Annotated in this window: 12 protein-coding genes; 5 read left to right on the forward strand and 7 right to left on the reverse strand. The window is 72.9% G+C overall.

The genetic code is table 11. The features are described from left to right. Positions 1-44: 44 nt before the first annotated feature. Positions 45-3,605 (reverse strand): proline dehydrogenase family protein, encoded by a 3,561-nt coding sequence (locus ACIPWA_RS05900; protein WP_400288755.1) that lies wholly within the window; start codon positions 3,603-3,605, stop codon positions 45-47. 53 nt (positions 3,606-3,658) lie between these two features. Here ACIPWA_RS05900 and ACIPWA_RS05905 point away from each other — a divergent pair, with 53 nt between their 5' ends. The 4 genes from ACIPWA_RS05905 (at position 3,659) to ACIPWA_RS05920 (ending at position 7,336) form a co-directional block, all read left to right on the forward strand. Continuing rightward, a complete protein-coding gene (locus ACIPWA_RS05905; RefSeq protein WP_400288757.1) occupies positions 3,659-4,426 on the forward strand; it encodes a helix-turn-helix domain-containing protein in 768 nt (255 codons plus the stop codon). A 91-nt stretch (positions 4,427-4,517) separates the two neighbouring features. After that, positions 4,518-5,066 carry a hypothetical protein gene (locus ACIPWA_RS05910; RefSeq protein ID WP_400288759.1) on the forward strand — a complete coding sequence of 183 codons (549 nt, stop codon included), beginning with the start codon at positions 4,518-4,520 and terminating at the stop codon, positions 5,064-5,066. An 80-nt stretch (positions 5,067-5,146) separates the two neighbouring features. Next, positions 5,147-5,917: an aldo/keto reductase gene (locus ACIPWA_RS05915; protein WP_400288761.1), complete on the forward strand. Its 771-nt coding sequence runs from the start codon at positions 5,147-5,149 to the stop codon at positions 5,915-5,917. 117 nt (positions 5,918-6,034) lie between these two features. Further along, positions 6,035-7,336 carry a Glu/Leu/Phe/Val family dehydrogenase gene (locus tag ACIPWA_RS05920; protein WP_056645886.1) on the forward strand — a complete coding sequence of 434 codons (1,302 nt, stop codon included), beginning with the start codon at positions 6,035-6,037 and terminating at the stop codon, positions 7,334-7,336. Between the two features lie 115 nt (positions 7,337-7,451). Here the strand turns inward: ACIPWA_RS05920 and ACIPWA_RS05925 are convergent, their stop codons facing one another. Further along, positions 7,452-8,288 carry a tryptophan-rich sensory protein gene (locus ACIPWA_RS05925; RefSeq protein ID WP_056645883.1) on the reverse strand — a complete coding sequence of 279 codons (837 nt, stop codon included), beginning with the start codon at positions 8,286-8,288 and terminating at the stop codon, positions 7,452-7,454. Positions 8,289-8,475: 187 nt separating this feature from the next. On the opposite strand from ACIPWA_RS05925, the gene ACIPWA_RS05930 reads away from it, so the two are divergent. Next, a complete protein-coding gene (locus ACIPWA_RS05930) occupies positions 8,476-10,338 on the forward strand; it encodes a M48 family metalloprotease (protein ID WP_400288762.1) in 1,863 nt (620 codons plus the stop codon). Positions 10,339-10,427: 89 nt separating this feature from the next. Here the strand turns inward: ACIPWA_RS05930 and hemQ are convergent, their stop codons facing one another. The 5 genes from hemQ to ACIPWA_RS05955 form a co-directional block, all read right to left on the reverse strand. After that, the gene (gene hemQ / locus ACIPWA_RS05935; protein ID WP_068624476.1) at positions 10,428-11,162 is read right to left on the reverse strand and encodes a hydrogen peroxide-dependent heme synthase; all 735 of its coding nucleotides are present in this window, start codon (positions 11,160-11,162) and stop codon (positions 10,428-10,430) included. 88 nt (positions 11,163-11,250) lie between these two features. After that, the gene (locus ACIPWA_RS05940) at positions 11,251-12,447 is read right to left on the reverse strand and encodes a ferrochelatase (protein ID WP_400288765.1); all 1,197 of its coding nucleotides are present in this window, start codon (positions 12,445-12,447) and stop codon (positions 11,251-11,253) included. A gap of 285 nt (positions 12,448-12,732) precedes the next feature. Beyond that, a complete protein-coding gene (locus tag ACIPWA_RS05945; RefSeq protein WP_400289645.1) occupies positions 12,733-13,701 on the reverse strand; it encodes a carbohydrate ABC transporter permease in 969 nt (322 codons plus the stop codon). Positions 13,702-13,847: 146 nt separating this feature from the next. Further along, positions 13,848-14,720, reverse strand: a complete 873-nt coding sequence (locus ACIPWA_RS05950) for a carbohydrate ABC transporter permease (RefSeq protein WP_068624474.1) — start codon at positions 14,718-14,720, stop codon at positions 13,848-13,850. Between the two features lie 408 nt (positions 14,721-15,128). Further along, positions 15,129-16,520, reverse strand: a complete 1,392-nt coding sequence (locus ACIPWA_RS05955; protein WP_068624472.1) for an ABC transporter substrate-binding protein — start codon at positions 16,518-16,520, stop codon at positions 15,129-15,131. Between the last annotated feature and the right edge of the window lie 57 nt (positions 16,521-16,577).

Genomic DNA, 16,577 nt, shown 5'->3' on the forward strand with positions numbered 1-16,577 from the left:
GGTCGCGGGACGAACCTCGGGCTCGGCGGTCCCGGGCAGGCCGCTCAGCGCGTCACGTGCCCGAACCGGTGCATCGTCCGGCTGATCGCCTGCTCGCGCAGGACCGTGAGCAGCTCGCGCCGGCCGCTCGCGAGCACCGGGTGGTCGAGCACCGTCACGTCGCCCACGTGGCCGGCCGCAGCCTCGCGCAGGCCCGGCGCCGAGCCCACCACACGCACGCGGCCCGTGACCTCGCCTCGCGCGACGGCCTCCGCGAAGCCGGCGTCGCTCACGGGCGACGCACCGTCGGCGCGGCTCACCACGACCGGCACCCCGGCCGTGCGTGCCGCGGACAGCACACGCTCGACCTCGACCGGCGCAGCCCCCGTACCGACCCGGACCGTGAGCACGTCGATCGGCCGGTACCGGAACACGTTGGACTCGACGTGCAGCCCTGACGGGTCGTGCTCGACCGCGAGCTCGTGCGCCCACCAGCGGGCGTCGTCGGCCTGCGCCCACGCGAGCCACGCCTCGGGCGAGGTCTCACGCGCGGGGACGGGGCCGCCGTCGGGCGCCCCGCTCCCGGAGCCCGCGGCGACCGCGTCGCTCCACGTGCCCAGCTCGGCCACGTAGTTGGGCCCACCGGCCTTGGCGCCCGGGCCCACGGCCGAGCGCTTCCAGCCGCCGAACGACTGGCGCTGCACGATGGCCCCCGTGATGACCCGGTTGACGTAGGCGTTGCCGACCTGGACGCGGTCGAGCCAGGTGTCGACCTCGGCGTCGTCGAGGCTGTGGATGCCGCCCGTGAGGCCGAACGAGACCGCGTTCTGCAGCTCGATCGCCTCGTCGAGCGTCGCGGCCGTCATGATGCCCAGCACGGGGCCGAACACCTCGGTGAGGTGGAAGAACGAGCCCGGCGCGACGCCCGAGCGCAGGCCCGGGGTCCACAGACGTCCGTCCTCGTCGAGCCGGCGCGGCGCGACGAGCCACTGCTCGCCCGGTTCGAGCGTCGTCAGGGCGCGCAGCAGCTTGCCCTCGGCGACCTCGGTGAGAGGCCCCATGGTCGTCGAGACGGCGGTCGCCGGTCCCACCGCGAGGGAGCGGACCGCGTCCACGAGCTGCACCGAGAACCGGCGACCGGTCTCGGTGCGCAGGTCGCCGACCGAGCCCACGAGGATCACGAGCGAGGCCGCCGAGCACTTCTGCCCCGCGTGACCGAACGCCGAGCGCACGACGTCGGCCGCCGCGAGGTCCAGGTCGGCCGACGGGGTCACGACGATCGCGTTCTTGCCCGACGTCTCGGCGAGCACGTCCAGGTCGGGGCGCCACGACGCGAACATCTGCGCCGTCTCGATCGCCCCCGTGAGGATCACGCGGGCCACGCCCTCGTGCGTCACGAGATGGCGCCCCAGGTCGCCGTCGGGCACGCGTGAGAGCTGCACGACGTCGCGCACGGCCTCGGCCGTCAGGCTGCTGCCCGCGGGCGCGCTCGCCACGGCGTCCGCGAGCCCCGCGTGGATCGCGTCGACCGCGACCTCGAGGCAGCGCGGCGTCGCGGGGGCGGGCTTGGCGATCACGGCCGAGCCGGCCGCGAGCGCCGCGACGATCCCGCCCACGGGGATCGCGACGGGGAAGTTCCACGGCGGGGTCACGAGGGTCACGCCGTCGGGCGTGAACGTCGCGCCGGGCACCTGGTCGAGCGCCTCGGCCGACCGCGCGTAGTAGCTCGCGAAGTCGACGGCCTCGCTGACCTCGGGGTCCGCCTCGGCGACGGTCTTGCCGGGCTCGTGCACCATCGCGGTCACGAGGGCGGTGCGCGCCTCCTCGAGGCGCGCGGCCACGGCCCGCAGCGCGCGGGCGCGGTCCGCGGGGACCACCTGCGCCCAGGCTGCGGCGGCCTTCCCGGCGCGCGCGACGACGTCGTCCACCTCGTCCGTGCTGGTCACCTCGGGCGACTGCGCGGGCACGTACCCGGAGTCGGGCCCGACGACCCGTGCGGCCCAGGCGCGGTTCGCCGCGACGGCCGGGTCGGTGTCGGAGGCGTTGCGGAACCCGGTCGCGACGGCGTCGCCGGGCGTCGCCGCATCGAGCGGCCCGACGGCGTCGCGCGCCTGACGACGCGGCGTCACGTCCGCGTCGGAGTACCGGGTGCCGAGCTCGACCGAGGCGCGGTACGCGGCCTCCTGGCGGTCCATCGCGGTGTCCGAGGGGTGGTCCGAGGGGTGGTCCGAGGGCGCGAACATGGCGTGCAGGAAGTTCTGCTCGGCCGCGTTCTCCTCGAGGCGGCGCACGAGGTAGGAGATCGCGACGTCGAAGTCCTCGCGCGCGACGACCGGGGTGTAGAGGACGACGCGGCCGCCGTCCCGGGCGACCTCGTCCCGCACGGCCCGCGCCTCGCCCGGCGCCATGCCCTGGAGCATCTCGATGTCGAGCGCGTGGCTGACACCTCGTGCCCGCGCGACGAGGATCGCGAGCGCGACGTGGAACAGGTTGTGGCTCGCGACGCCGATCCGCACGGCGTCGGTGCGCGGGGCGCGCAGCGCGTGGTCGACGAGGCGCACGTAGTTGGCGTCGACGTCGGGCTTGGTCGGGTAGGGCGCCTGCTCCCAGCCGTGGAGCTCGGCCTCGACCTTCTCCATCGCGAGGTTCGCGCCCTTGACGAGGCGCACCTTGACGGGGGCGCCGCCCGCCGCGACGCGCTCGGTCGCGAACGCGGTGAGGCCGTCGAGCGCGCCGAGCGCGTCGGGCAGGTACGCCTGGAGCACGATCCCGGCCTCCAGGGCGCGGAACTCCTCGCGCCCCAGGATCGCCTGGAAGACCTCGGTCGTGAGCGCCAGGTCGCGGTACTCCTCCATGTCGAGGTTGAGGAAGACCCGGTGGTCGCGCGCTGCGCGGAACAGCGGCAGGAGGCGCTCGACGACGCGGTCGCGCGACCCCTCGAGGTCCCACGTGACGAGCTGGGACGCGACCGAGGACACCTTGACCGACACGTAGTCGACGTCGGGGCGCTCGACGAGCGCGATGGTCCGGGCGAGCCGGGCCTGCGCCTCGTCCTCGCCGAGCACGGCCTCTCCGAGGAGGTTGACGTTGAGCGCGTACCCCTCGGCGCGCGTGCGCGCGAGGTGCTTGCCGAGACCCGGGCCGGCGTCGGCCACGAGGTGGCCCACGAGCTGGCGCAGGCGGATCCGCGCGGCGGGCACGACGACCGTCGGCAGCACGGGCGCCATGCGCGCGCCGAGCCGCAGCAGCGTGGTGTCGACCGGGCCGAGGAAGCCCTTGGCGCCTCCCGCGAGCTCACCCAGCAGGCCCAGCTCGCGCGCGGCGACCTGGACGTCCTGCGGGCGCGCCACGTTGTCGACGAAACGCACGGCGAGCTCGAGGCCCGCGGGGTCGGACACCAGTGCGCCGAGCCGCTCGGCGGTCCTGCGCTCGCGCGCCCCCTCGGAGGCCGCTTCCGCCGCGGCGATCCAGCTGCGGGCGAGGCGCGCGGCGTCGTCGGTCAGGTCGGCGATCGGGGCGTCGGTCGAGGTGCTGGTCGGGCCGTCGGCCGGGTGCAGGGGCGCGGCGGTGCCGGCTCGTGACCGGTCCTCCGCGTGTGGTTCAGCCGCGAGGGCGTCGTCGCTCATCTCCCTAGCCTGCCCCCGATGCTGACGCTTCGTCTTGTACGATCCGGGCTGTCATGGCATCACTTCCGGACAAGCCCACCGCACCGCGCACCTGGCCCGAGGGCGAGGCGCTGCTCGCTGCCCTCAGCCCCGCGATGGTCGACCTCATGGACGAGCTGGCGTCGACCATGTTCTGCGCCAAGGACGTCACGGGCCGCTACGTGCTGGTCAACCGGGTCTTCGTGGCCCGCACCACCGAACGCTCGCGCCGCACGGTCCTGGGGCGGCGCGCCACGGACCTGTTCGTGCCGCAGCTCGCCGAGCGCTACGACCAGCAGGACGCCGAGGTGCTGCGCACGGGTCGCCCGCTGCGCAACGAGCTCGAGCTCATCCGCCGCCTGGGCGGTACGCCCGGCTGGTTCCTCACGTCCAAGCTCCCGGTGCACGACGGCGCAGGTCGCCTCGTCGGGTTGGTCTCGGTCTCGCAGGACCTGCGCGAGGACGACGCCGACGACGCCTCGATGGACTCGATGGCGCGGCTCGTCGCGGGGATCGAGGCGCGCCTCGGCCAGTCGCTCACGGTCGCCGACCTCGCGGCCCTCGCGGGGTGCACGCCCGCGGTGCTCGACCGGCGCGTGCGCCGGGTGTTCTCGCTCAGCCCGCGCCAGCTCGTGCTCCGCGCCCGGGTCGACCGCGCGGCCGAGATGCTCGCGGCGACGGACTCCCCCATCGCCGAGATCGCGGTCGTCACGGGCTTCTACGACCAGCCCGCGTTCACCCGGACCTTCGCGCGCCTGACGGGCGAGACGCCGTCGTCGTTCCGGCGCCGGGCGCGGCGGTGAGCGAGTCGGCGTGACGCGTCGCGCCGAGCCGCCTAGCCTCGGGGCGACGAGGATCGAAGGGATCCCCCCGACGACGAGGAGACCTGTGCCCGTGCGCCACGACGACCGTCCCCGACGCACTGCCGGCGCGCTCGTGCTCGGTGCCGCGGTGCTTCCCCTGCTGGCGGCGTGCGGTGTGGGCGACGACGTGGTGGTCTGCCCAGCCATCATGCAGGCCTCGACGCTCGAGGTGCGGCTCGCCGACTCGTGGCCCGACCGCGAGGCCTTCGACGTCGCGGTCGACTGCCCGCCGGGAGCCGGGAGCTGCGGCCTGATCCGTGCCGGCTCGGTGCAGCTGGTGCCTGCCCCGGACGCTCCTCCGATCACCGACCTCTCCGGTGGTGCAGCTCCGTCCGTCGCCGCGCCGTCCGACGGCTCGGCCGACGCACCGGCCGCGCCGTCCCCGCCCACGGTCACCGGACCGGTCTGGACCGGCTCCGTGTTCTCGGCTCCGTCGGAGGTCGTCGTGACGGTCGTGCGCTCGTCGACGGGCGACGTCGCGCTCGACCGTGTCGTGGAGGTCGACTGGCAGGCCGCGAGCCCCGACGGTCGCGGCTGCCCGGGCCCTCAGCGGGCGACCGTCGTCCTGGACGCCGAGTGAGCGGTGTCGACGACCGCACGGCTCGTCACGACCAGCCTCCCGGTCGCGCACCCGCGCCGGCCGTGCCAAGACTGGGACCCATGACCTCGATCCCCACCGCCGCCCTGCCCGGCGGCGACATCCCCCTGCTCGGCCTCGGCACCTGGCAGTCCGAGGGCGACGACTGCTACCGCGCGGTCCGCCACGCGCTCGACGTCGGGTACCGGCACATCGACACCGCGACCATGTACGGCAACGAGGAGCAGGTCGGCCGTGCCCTCGCCGCGTCGGGCGTCCCGCGCGAGGACGTGTTCCTCACGACCAAGCTGCGCCCCGCCGACGTCGGGCGCGAGCACGAGACCCTCGCGCAGTCCCTGCGCCTGCTCGGCACGGACTACCTGGACCTGTGGCTCGTCCACTGGCCGCCGTCGGGCGACGCCTCGCCCTGGGTGTGGGCCGAGCTGCTCGCGGCACGGAACGTGGGCCTCGTGCGATCAGTCGGGGTGTCCAACTACTCGGTGGACCAGCTCGACATCCTGTCCGAGCAGACCGGTGAGACGCCCGCGGTCAACCAGATCCCGTGGGGCCCTGACGACTACGACGCGCAGGTCGTCGAGCAGCACGCCAAGCGCGGCGTGGTCCTCGAGGGGTACAGCCCGTTCAAGCGCACGAACCTCGACTCCCCCGCCCTGCAGGCCGTCGCCCGGGCGCACGGCGTGAGCACCGCGCAGGTCGTCGTGCGCTGGCACCTCGACCACGGGTTCGTCGTGATCCCCAAGTCGGTGACCCCGGCCCGGATCGAGGCGAACTTCGACGTCACGGGCTTCTCCCTGACCCCTGACGAGCTCGCGAGCATCGACGCGCTCGGGTGAGGACGCGACCGCCGGGACGGGCGCGGACGTGAATCACGCCCCGACCTGGCGGTACGTTGGTCGGACACGGTCCCTCACCACGGGACCGCGAGGAATCCCTCATCACCCGGAGGAAGAGTGACGACGACGTCAACGCCGCCCACGAGCGGTGCCACCCAGCCAGCACCCACCCCTGAGAAGGCCTCGGCCCTCGCGACGGCCCACAGCCAGCTCGCGAACGCGGTGGAGATCCTCGGCTACGACCCGGGCCTGCACGAGATGCTCGCGACCCCGCGCCGCGAGGTCAACGTCTCGGTCCCGCTCCGACGCGACAGCGGGGACATCGTGCTGTTCCGCGGCTACCGCGTCCAGCACAACGTCTCGCGCGGCCCCGGCAAGGGCGGTCTGCGCTACCACCCCAGCGTCGACATCGACGAGGTGCGCGCGCTCGCGATGTGGATGACCTGGAAGTGCGCCGTCGTCGACCTGCCGTACGGCGGGGCCAAGGGCGGCGTGTCGATCGACCCGCGCGAGTACTCGCAGGCCGAGCTCGAGCGCGTGACCCGTCGCTACACGAGCGAGATCATGCCCGTGATCGGCCCCGAGCGGGACATCATGGCACCGGACATGGGCACCAACGAGCAGACCATGGCGTGGGTCATGGACACCTACTCGGTCAACCGGGGCTACACGATCCCGGGCGTCGTGACGGGCAAGCCCATCCCCGTGGGCGGTTCGCTCGGGCGCACCACGGCCACGTCGCAGGGCGTGGTCCACACGACCAGGGCCGCGCTCGCCGAGGCGGGGCTCGAGCTGTCCGACGCGTCGGTCGCGGTCCAGGGCTTCGGCAAGGTCGGCTCGCACGCCGCCGCGATCCTCGCGGGCCACGGCGCCCGGGTCGTCGCGGTGAGCGACCAGTACGGCGGCATCCACGACGAGGACGGACTGGACGTCGCCGCGCTGTTCCGGCACGTCGCCGAGACCGGGACCGTGGTCGGCTTCGAGGACGCCGAGCCGATCGACAACCACGCGCTGCTCGCGCTGCCGGTCGACGTGCTCATCCCGGCCGCGGTCGAGGGAGTGCTCGACGACGTGACCGCGCACACCGTCAAGGCTCGCTGGGTCGTCGAGGGCGCGAACGGCCCGACCACGGCCGCGGGCGACCGGATCCTCGCCAAGAACGGCGTGACCGTGGTGCCGGACATCCTCGCGAACGCCGGCGGCGTCGTCGTGTCCTACTTCGAGTGGGTCCAGGCGAACCAGGCGTACTGGTGGACCGAGCAGGAGATCGGCGAGAAGCTCGAGCACCGCATGCACGTGGCCTACCAGGGGGTCTCGTCGTTGGCCCGCCGCGAGGAGCTGAGCCTGCGCGACGCCGCGCTCGTCATCGGCATCCAGCGGACCGCCGAGGCGCACCAGATCCGCGGGCTCTACCCGTAGGGTCCTTGCTCGACGCTCGGCAGGGGCGGTCCTCGCACGGCGAGGGCCGCCCCTCGCGCGTCGGGGGCGGGGCGGGTGCCGGGCCGTGGGAGGTGCCAGGCCCGACGGCGGCGCGTCAGCCGCGCCGTGCGCGCAGCGTGGTCACGACCGGGGCCAGGAGCGCGACGCCCGCCGCGAGGCCGGCCGCGACCGCGACCGTGGTGTCGACCAGCGGGCCGTTCGCCCGGCCGTAGGCGATCCACCCCAGTCCCCAGGACATCGCCAGCCCGATGCCGATCGCGACCACGGGCCGCCGCGCCGCGAAGAGCGCGTAGGCGACGGCCAGGACCGCGCCGGCGGCGACGACGAGCACACCCCAGACGGTCGCCCCGAGGACCAGGTCCCCCACGCCCGCGTCGGTGAGGGCGGCGGCGACGTTCGCGAGCGTGGCCACGCTGGCCCAGCCCAGGTAGAGGCCGACCGTGCCGTCGAGGACGAGTGCTTGGGCTCCGCTCGTGGGCGGGGTCCGGACCAGCCGCACGAGGATCACGGCGAGCACCGCGACGAGGACCCCGATCACCACGACGCTCAGGGGCAGGACGCCCGTCTGGACCACACCGATCCAGGCCGCGTTGAGCAGCATCGAGGCCAGGACCCACCAGGACACGGCGCGCAGCCGGGCGTCGGCGGCGTGGCGTGGGAGCGCCTGGTAGACCGCGAAGACCGCGAGCCCCAGGTAGATCAGCGACCAGATCGAGAACGCCGGGCCGTCGGGGGCGACCGGGGTGGCATCGGCCGCGAGGGCCCCTCCCGAGGCGTTCTGCACGGCCTGCCCACCGAACGCGCCGGAGCCGAACGCGGCCCCCACGATCGCGATCACGGCCCCGACGAGGACGGTGACCTGGCGGACCCGGTCGGCGGTCGTGGGGACCGCGACCGGCTGGGACGTGGTGGTGTGTCGGTCGGTGCTCATACCTCCAGGATGCCAACGCTCAGCATGCTGAGCATCTTGGAGGGGCGGCCCTGCGCGCGCGAGACCACCGGCTGCCGACCACGAGCGACCGGCCGCCCCTGGATCCGCTGGTGCCGCGCGCCTCCGAGGCGCTAGGCTCCGGCGCCAGCGGATCGCATCGGAGCGGTCCCCGTCGTCGGAGAACGCCATGTCCACCACCCTGCGAGCAGCGCTCTCGGTCCTCATGCTCGTCGGCTTCTACGTCCTCGCGCTCGCGATGGTCGTCGGGCTCGGGGCCGCCACCGTGTGGGCGTTCTCGGAGCACGCCGGGCCCGGGGCTGCCAAGCTCGGTTTCCTCACCGTGGCCGTCGCGGTCGGCCTCGTGGTCGCCCTGTGGAAGGTCGCCCGCGCCAAGCCGTCGCCCGAGCCGGGCGTCGTCCTCTCCCCCTCGGACGCCCCCGAGCTGTGGTCGACGGTCCGCGAGCTCGCCGACGCCGCACAGACCCGCGTGCCCGACGAGATCCGCCTGGTCGCCGACGTCAACGCGGCCGTCTCGGAGGAGACCCGCCTCCTCGGTCTGGTCGGCGGCAAGCGCCACCTGTACATCGGCATCCCGCTGCTCCAGGCCATGAACGTCGCGCAGATGCGTTCGATCCTCGGGCACGAGCTGGGCCACTACTCCCAGCAGCACACCCGCCTCGGCGCCATCACCTACCGCGGGCGCTCGGCGATCATGGCGACCGTCCAGCAGCTCTCGGGCAACCTCGTGGGTTGGTTCCTCAAGCAGTACGCCAAGCTCTACGTCCTGGTCTCGGCCGCCGTGAGCCGCCGGCAGGAGCTCGAGGCCGACCAGATCTCGGTGCGTGTCGCCGGACGCTCGACCGCACAGTCGGCGCTTCGCGAGGTGCCGCTCGTCGACACCGCCTGGACGTTCTACGAGCGCCAGTACATCGGCCTCGGCTGGGAGAACGGGTACGCGCCCACGTCTGCGGACGTGTTCGGCGGCTTCGCCCGCATCCTCGAGGCACGGGACGCCGAGCTCGCGTCGATGCGCGAGGAGACCCCCGACGAGGAGCACTCGCGCTGGGACACCCACCCGGCGATCGGTCTGCGCATCGCGGCCATGGAGAAGATGCCCGAGGGCACGGTCACGGTCGACGACCGGCCGGCCAGCGCGCTCGTGCCCGGCTTCGAGGAGCGCAGCGCGCAGGTGGCCGGACGGGCGCTCGACATCGGCACCCGGACCGCCGTCGACTGGCAGACGCTCACCGAGCGCTCCATGCCTCAGACCGAGCAGCGGCACGCCGACCTCGTGTACCGCGGCGCGGCGCGGGTCGCGGGCCAGGCGTCGGCCGACCTCACGACGGTGCTCGAGCTCGTGCGCACCGGGCGCCTGGTCGCGCTCGTCCGGGAGTTCGTCCCCGAGGTTGCGGAGCCCGACGCCGCCGAGGCGTTCATGCCCTCGATCGAGACCCTGCTCGGGACCGCCGCCGTCCGCAGCGGCGTCGGGACCTGGCGCCTGTCCTGGTCCGGACCTGCCCGGCTCGTCGGACCGGACGGCGAACCGCTCCCGCTCGAGGAGATCGGCCGCCTGGCCCTCGACCCGGCGACGGTCGACGATGCCGTCACGCGGCTCTCGGCGCTCGGGATCGACACCGCGCGAGCCGTCCAGGTCAGCACGACGGCCACGGCCCACGGCGCCGAGATCCTCGGCGGCCTGGCGAACGTCAAGGTCGACGGGGCACAGCACGACGTGCTCGTCCTCGACACCGGGCTCGTCCTGCGCCCGTGCCCCAAGAAGACGGAGGGTGGCAAGAACCGGCTCATCGCCCTGCTGCAGTCCGGTGAGGTCGCGGACGTCGCCGCGTCCAACAGGTACCTCGCCTTCGAGGACATCCGCGAGGCCACGATCGTCAAGGCCGGCCCGGTCCGCGCAGACCTCACCCTCCACGACGGCACGGTCGTGCGCGTGCACGAGACCTGGTCCGGCGAGCGCCTCACCAAGGAAAGCGACCAGGCGTTCCTCGCGGGCATCTACCCCTACGTCAAGGACGAGGTCCCGGCGGGCTGACGCCCCGCGCGCCCGCAGAGACGCCGAGTGCGGAGCAGCTGTCGCGGATCCGCGACAGCTGCACCGCACTCAGCGGTCGGGACGGCGGCTCAGGACAGCGGCTGCCGGCCCGCCCACTCGATCAGCGTGGTCCGAGGCCCCGTGAAGAACGGCGTCTCCTCGCGCACGTGGCGGCGCGCCTCGGTGGCCCGCAGCTCGCGCATGAGGTCGACGATGCGGTGCAGCTCGGCGGCCTCGAAGGCCAGGAGCCACTCGTAGTCGCCCAGCGCGAACGAGGCGACCGTGTTGGCGCGCACGTCCGGGTAGTCGCGCGCCGCGAGGCCGTGGTCGCGCAGCATGGTGCGGCGCTCGGCGTCGGGCAGGAGGTACCAGTCGTACGACCGCACGAACGGGTACACGCACAGGTACGCCCCCGGCTCCTCGTTCATGAGGAACGCCGGGACGTGGCCCCGGTTGAACTCGGCCGGGCGGTGCAGCGCCGCGTTGGACCAGACGGGCTCGAGGTGGCGGCCGAGCTCGCTGGCCCGCAGACGCTGGTAGGCACCCTGGACCGACTCGATGCTGGGGCCGTGCCACCAGACCATGAGGTCGGCGTCCGAGCGCAGGCCACCCACGTCGTACCAGCCGCGGACCACGAGGTCGCCGTCGACGGCCGCGGGGTCCTCGCCGCCGCCCACCGCGGCGAGCGCGGCCTCGACCATCTCGGTGCGCTCGGCGGGGTCGGCCGGCAGGGACTCGGCCAGCGCGAAGACCGACCACATGGTGTAGCGGATCGCGTCGTTGATCTGCTCGTGGTCCACGGGGACGCGGTGCGCGTCGTTCATCGTCGTGCCTCTCTCGGTGCGGGGGCCTCGGGGACGTCGGCGTCCCGAGGGCGGGTCGTGGCGACCGGGGGCCGCCGTGTCGTCGGGGTCAGCGGTGCACGTCGGTGCTGCACAGCGCCGGGATGCCGCTGGGCTCGCCGTCGCGGCGCAGGCAGCAGTCCGGTGCGCACACCGAGCGGAACGGGCCGAGCTCGCCCACGACGGCCTCGGCGAACTTCTCGTCGCGCGCGATGGCCGCACGCTCGAGGACCAGGTCCACCAGGCCCGCCACGAACGGGGCGCGGGTCCCCACGGTCCCGGCGCGCACCGCCGTGATGCCCAGGCGCGACGCGGTCTCCATGGCCTCGGTGTCGAGGTCGTACGCGACCTCCATGTGGTCCGACACGAAGCCGATGGGCGAGAGCACGACGTTCGTGACGTCGTCGGCCGCGAGCGACTCGAGGTGGTCGTTGACGTCCGGCTCGAGCCACGGCTGCGCGGGCGGGCCCGAGCGCGAGCAGAACGTGAGGTTCCACTCGACCTCGTGGCCGAGACGCGCCGAGACTTCCTCGGCGACGACGCGGGCCAGGTCGAGGTGCTGGCGCGAGTAGGTCGCGTGCGAGATGCGCGACGCGGCCTCCATGGTCAGCGGGATGGAGTGCGTGACGAACACGAGACGGGCCTCGGTCACGTCGCCGCCCTTGGCCGCGAGCGCCTCGTAGGCCTCGAGCACGGCATCGACGTTGGCCTGCGCGAACCCGGGGTGGTTGAAGTACGAGCGCACCTTGTCGAACTGGATGCCGGTCGAGCCGTCGGGGCCGAGCTCACCGCGCGCGTCGAGCGTGAGCGCGAGGTCCTCGCGGTACTGACGGCACCCGGAGTAGGACGAGAAGGCCGAGGTCACGAGGGCCACGACGCGCTCGGCCCCCGCACCGGCGAGCTGCTCGACGGCGTCGCGCGTGTACGGCTCCCAGTTGCGGTTGCCCCACACCACGGGCAGGTCGATCCCGCGCGAGGCGAACTCCTCCTCGAGCGCGGCCTTGAGGGCCAGGTTCTGCTCGTTGATGGGGCTCTTGCCGCCGAACCCGTAGTAGTGCTCGCCGACCTCCTCGAGGCGCGAGTCGGGGATCCCCTTGCCGACAGTGACGTTGCGCAGGAACGGCACGACGTCCTCGGGCTTGTTGGGCCCTCCGAACGAGTACAGGAGGAGGGCGTCGTAGGGGCGGACTTCTGCGGCAGCGGCAGGAGCGGTGCTGGTCCGTGCACCGGGTCCGGCGGCCGTCGTCTGAGGCGAGAACGAGGGCATGCCTGCCATCATGTCAGGCGTTCCTGGGGGTTCTCGGCCGGAGCCGGACGACCCCGACGTGACATTGACGGGACAGTTCGTCAGAACCGCCGCGAGCGCGGGTCGGGGCCCGGCCCGTGGCACGGGAGCGGTGGCACGGGCCGTTGCGCGAGCCCACGAGATGCGGCGGACGGGGGTCGGGAAGCATCTCCCGACCCCCGTCCGCCGCATCTCACGAGCGCGTGTCCGCGCGGTCAGCGCGAGCGCGCCGCCGTCGGCACCCCGTGCCGCACCCGGCGCCCACGGCTACCCCTTGACCGCTCCCCCAAGCCCCGCACCCTGCAGGAACGTGCGCTGGAACACGAGGAACAGCAGCACCGGGATGATGGTCGAGATCGCGAGCGCCGCGAGGAACACGCCCTTGTCGGTCGTGGCCGCGATCGCGGGCAGGCGCACCGACAGCGGCTGGATCAGCGGGTCCTTGAGGACCAGGAGCGGCCAGAGGAAGTCCTTCCAGCTCGCGATGATCGCGAACACCGAGACCACGCCAAGGATCGGCTTGGACATGGGCAGCACGATCGACCAGAACAACCGGTAGGGACCCGCGCCGTCGACCCGTGCGGCCTCGAAGACCTCGCGCGGCAGGTTGTCGAAGAACCGCTGCACCAGCAGCACGTTGAACGCGCTCGCGCCCGCGGGCAGCCACACGGCCCAGAAGCTGTTGATGAGCGAGGTGCCCAGCAGCGGCGGGTTCAGGATCGTCAGGTACAGCGGGACGAGCAGCACCACGGCCGGGATGAACATGGTCGACAGCACCGCGGCCTGGATCGCCTTGCCGTAGCGCGGGCGCAGGACGGACAGCGCGTACCCGGCCGTCGTCGCGACGACCATCTGCACGGCCCACGAGCCCAGCGCGAGCCAGATCGTGTTGAAGAAGTACTTGCTGACCTGGACCTCGTTCCACGCCTTGTCGAGGTTGTCCCACGCGATGCCGTTCGGGAAGATCGCCATGGGCGTGCGCAGGATGTCCTGCGTGGGAGTGACCGCGAACTTGGCGAGCAGCAGCATGGGCCCGAGCCCCGCGACGACGAGCAGCACGAGCAGCAGGACGTGCGTCCCGCCCATCCCGAACCGCACCGAGGGGCGCCGCCAGTCGGCGGTCGACACGGCGCCACGGTCGGCCACGGCATCCAGCGCCCGACGGCGGTTCTTGCGCTCGCGTGCCGCGTCGCCCTCGCGTCGGGTCAGCAGGGCCTTCTCGGCGAGCGCGGCCATCGAGCCGCCCGCCTGGGCCGAGACCTCCTCGGGCGGGGGGTAGGTCCCGGGGCGGGCTGCGCCGTCGGGCAGGTCACCGGGCGTGGCCCCCCGCCCCGCGGGGGACGTACCGCCCGAGGCGGCGGGACGGTCTGTGCGCGAGGTCGTCATGAGGTGCTCCAGGACCGGGTCAGGCGGAAGTACAGGGCGGAGAAGGCCGCGAGGGCGAGCGCGAGCATGAGCGACAGGGCCGTCGCTGCGCCGTAGTTGCCGCCCAGGCTGTTCGCGAACGCGTAGTTGTAGATGAGCAGCAGGATCGTGATGGTCGAGTTCGCGGGGCCGCCCCCCGTGAACAGGTACGGCTCGAGGAACACCTGCGCGGTCCCGATGATCTGCAGGATCAACGTGATGAACAGGACCCCGCGCAGCTGGGGCATGGTCACGTGCCACACCTTGCGCCACACGCCCGCGCCGTCGACCTCGGCCGCGTCGTAGAGCTCGGGCGGGACGCTCGTGAGGGCCGCGAGGTAGATGATGATCGTGCCGCCCGCGCCGGCCCACGTGGCAGCGAGGACGAGCGAGGGCATGGCGGTCGACGCGTCCTGGAGCCACGGGTACGGGCCCAGGCCCACCCAGCCGAGGATCGTGTTGAACACCCCGTTGGGGCCGGCGTCGTAGAAGAACTTCCACAGCAGCACGGCCACGACGGGCGGCACCACGACCGGCAGGTAGGCCAGGGCCGAGTACAGGCCCTTGTACCGCCGGACCTCGCTCATCAGCACGGCGGCCACGAGCGGGATCGGGTAGCCGAACAGGAGCGCGAGGAACGCGAAGTACGCCGTGTTCTTGACCGCGGTCCACAGCAACGGGTCGGCCAGGACGTACCGGAAGTTGTCGAGCCCCACGAACTGGGTGTCGACGAGGTTCGTCTCCTGCACGCTCATGACGAGCGCGCGCACGATGGGGAACCACGAGAAGACCCCGAAGATCACGATCACGGGCAGCATGAAGATCAGGTTGCTCAGCCCGCCGCCACGCACCCAGGTCGCGGGCGACCGTCGTCGGGCGGGCTTGTCGGCGGGCGCTTCATGGCGTCTGCGCGGTGGTGCACTGGTCGCGGTCACGAGGGGTCCTTCGGGTCAGGGAGAGGAGAAGAGGGTTCCCGGTCGGTCGGAGGGGGCGCCCGCGACCGACCGGGAGGATGGGGGGCCGGGCCGCCCGCTCTCACGAGCTCCGGGCGAGCCCCGGCGAGATCAGCGGTGAGGACCGGGAGGTGAGACGGGGGACGGGGCCGGGCGCCCGCTCTCACGAGCTCCGGGTGAGCCCGGGCGAGACAGGGGCAAGGCCCGAGGTGAGGGCTGCCGCGCGACCGTGGTCGGGCCTGGCGGGAGCGCGAGGCACGAGTGCGGATGGAAGGTCGCGCGGCAGCCCTCACCTCGGGGCCGGCGTCACCCCTGGTCGAGCAGCGCCTGTGCCTGCTTGTTCGCGTCCGCCAGCAGCTTGTCGATGTCGGCGTTCTGGTCGGTCAGCACGGCCTGGACGACGGGGTCCATGAGCGCGTACACCTCCTGCGTCTTCTGCGACGGCTCACCGACGAGGGGCAGGTCGAACATGGTGTCGGTGTACCCGGTCATCTGGTTCAGCGGGACGTTGATGTAGTCCTTGATCCATTCCTGGTTCTCCAGGTACTGCTCCTTGCTGAACATGGGGAGCACGGGGGTGCCGACGGGCTGGTCGCTCGCGACGAGCGTCTGGGCGTCCTTGACGGCGGCGTCCTGGTCGACGAGCTTGTTGAGGTAGAAGAAGTCGATCCACTTGACGGCGGCGGCCTTCTTGTCGTCGGTGGCCTTGGCGGGCATCGCGGCGAGGGTGCCGCCCGTGAGGACGCCGGCGTCGTCGCCGTCGAGCGGGAGCGCGGTCAGCCCGTAGGTCGCGGGGTCGAGCCCGTTGGACTGGACCATCGAGGTGTAGACGTCGGAGCCCGACGTGTACATGCCGACCTGGCCTGCGGCAAAGGCCTCGTTCATGGTGCCCCAGTCGAGCAGGAAGTTGCTGCCCATGGAGTTGTCCTCCCAGCGCAGGGCCTGCAGGAACTCGAGCGCTTCCTTGGTGCCGTCGTTGTCGAGCGACTCGGTGGCCTTGCCGTCGTCGCCGACCTCCTGGACGCGTCCGCCGCGCGAGTAGGTGTTGACGGTGAGCTGCCAGCCGCCCGTGTTGTTCTGGGTCATCTGGGCGTAGCCGGCGACGCCGGGGTTGGCGTCGGCGATCTTCTTGGCGTACTCGCGGACCTGGTCCCAGGTGGTGGGCGGCGAGTCGGGGTCGAGGCCCGCGGACTCGAACAGGGCCCGGTTGTAGTGGAGGCCGACGCCGTAGACGTTCTTGGCGGGGATCGCGTAGACGTGGCCGTCGGGGCCGGTCCCGGCCTCGATGATCGCCGGGTTGAACTTGTCGGCGTAGGGCAGGGTGCGGAACTGGGTGTCGAGGTCCGCGATCTGCTTGTTCTCGACGAGGGTCTTGGCGTCGGTGAACGGGATCTCGAACACGTCGGGCAGCGTGCCGCCGGCGAGCTGGGCGGCGAACGTGGTCGCCTTCCACTCGTACTCCTCGGGCACGACGTCGATGTCGGGGTTGGCGTCCTCGAACTGCTTGACCTGCTCGTTGAAGGCGTCGATCGCCTCGGGCTCGGAGCCGGGCAGGAGGGAGACGACCTTGAGGGTGGTCTTCCCGTCGGCGGACTCGCCGTCGCCGTCGCCCGAGCCGGAGCTCGAGCAGGCGGCGAGGGCGGTGGCGGTGAGGGCCCCCACGAGGGTGAGGGCGATCGCGCGGCGTGTGGACTTCATTGTCTCTGCTCCTTGTGCGGGCGGGTGCGCTGGGCGGTGCTGCTCAGCACGGTGCGG

This window comes from Oerskovia enterophila, assembly GCF_044748475.1.
Taxonomy (GTDB): Bacteria; Actinomycetota; Actinomycetes; order Actinomycetales; family Cellulomonadaceae; genus Oerskovia; species Oerskovia enterophila.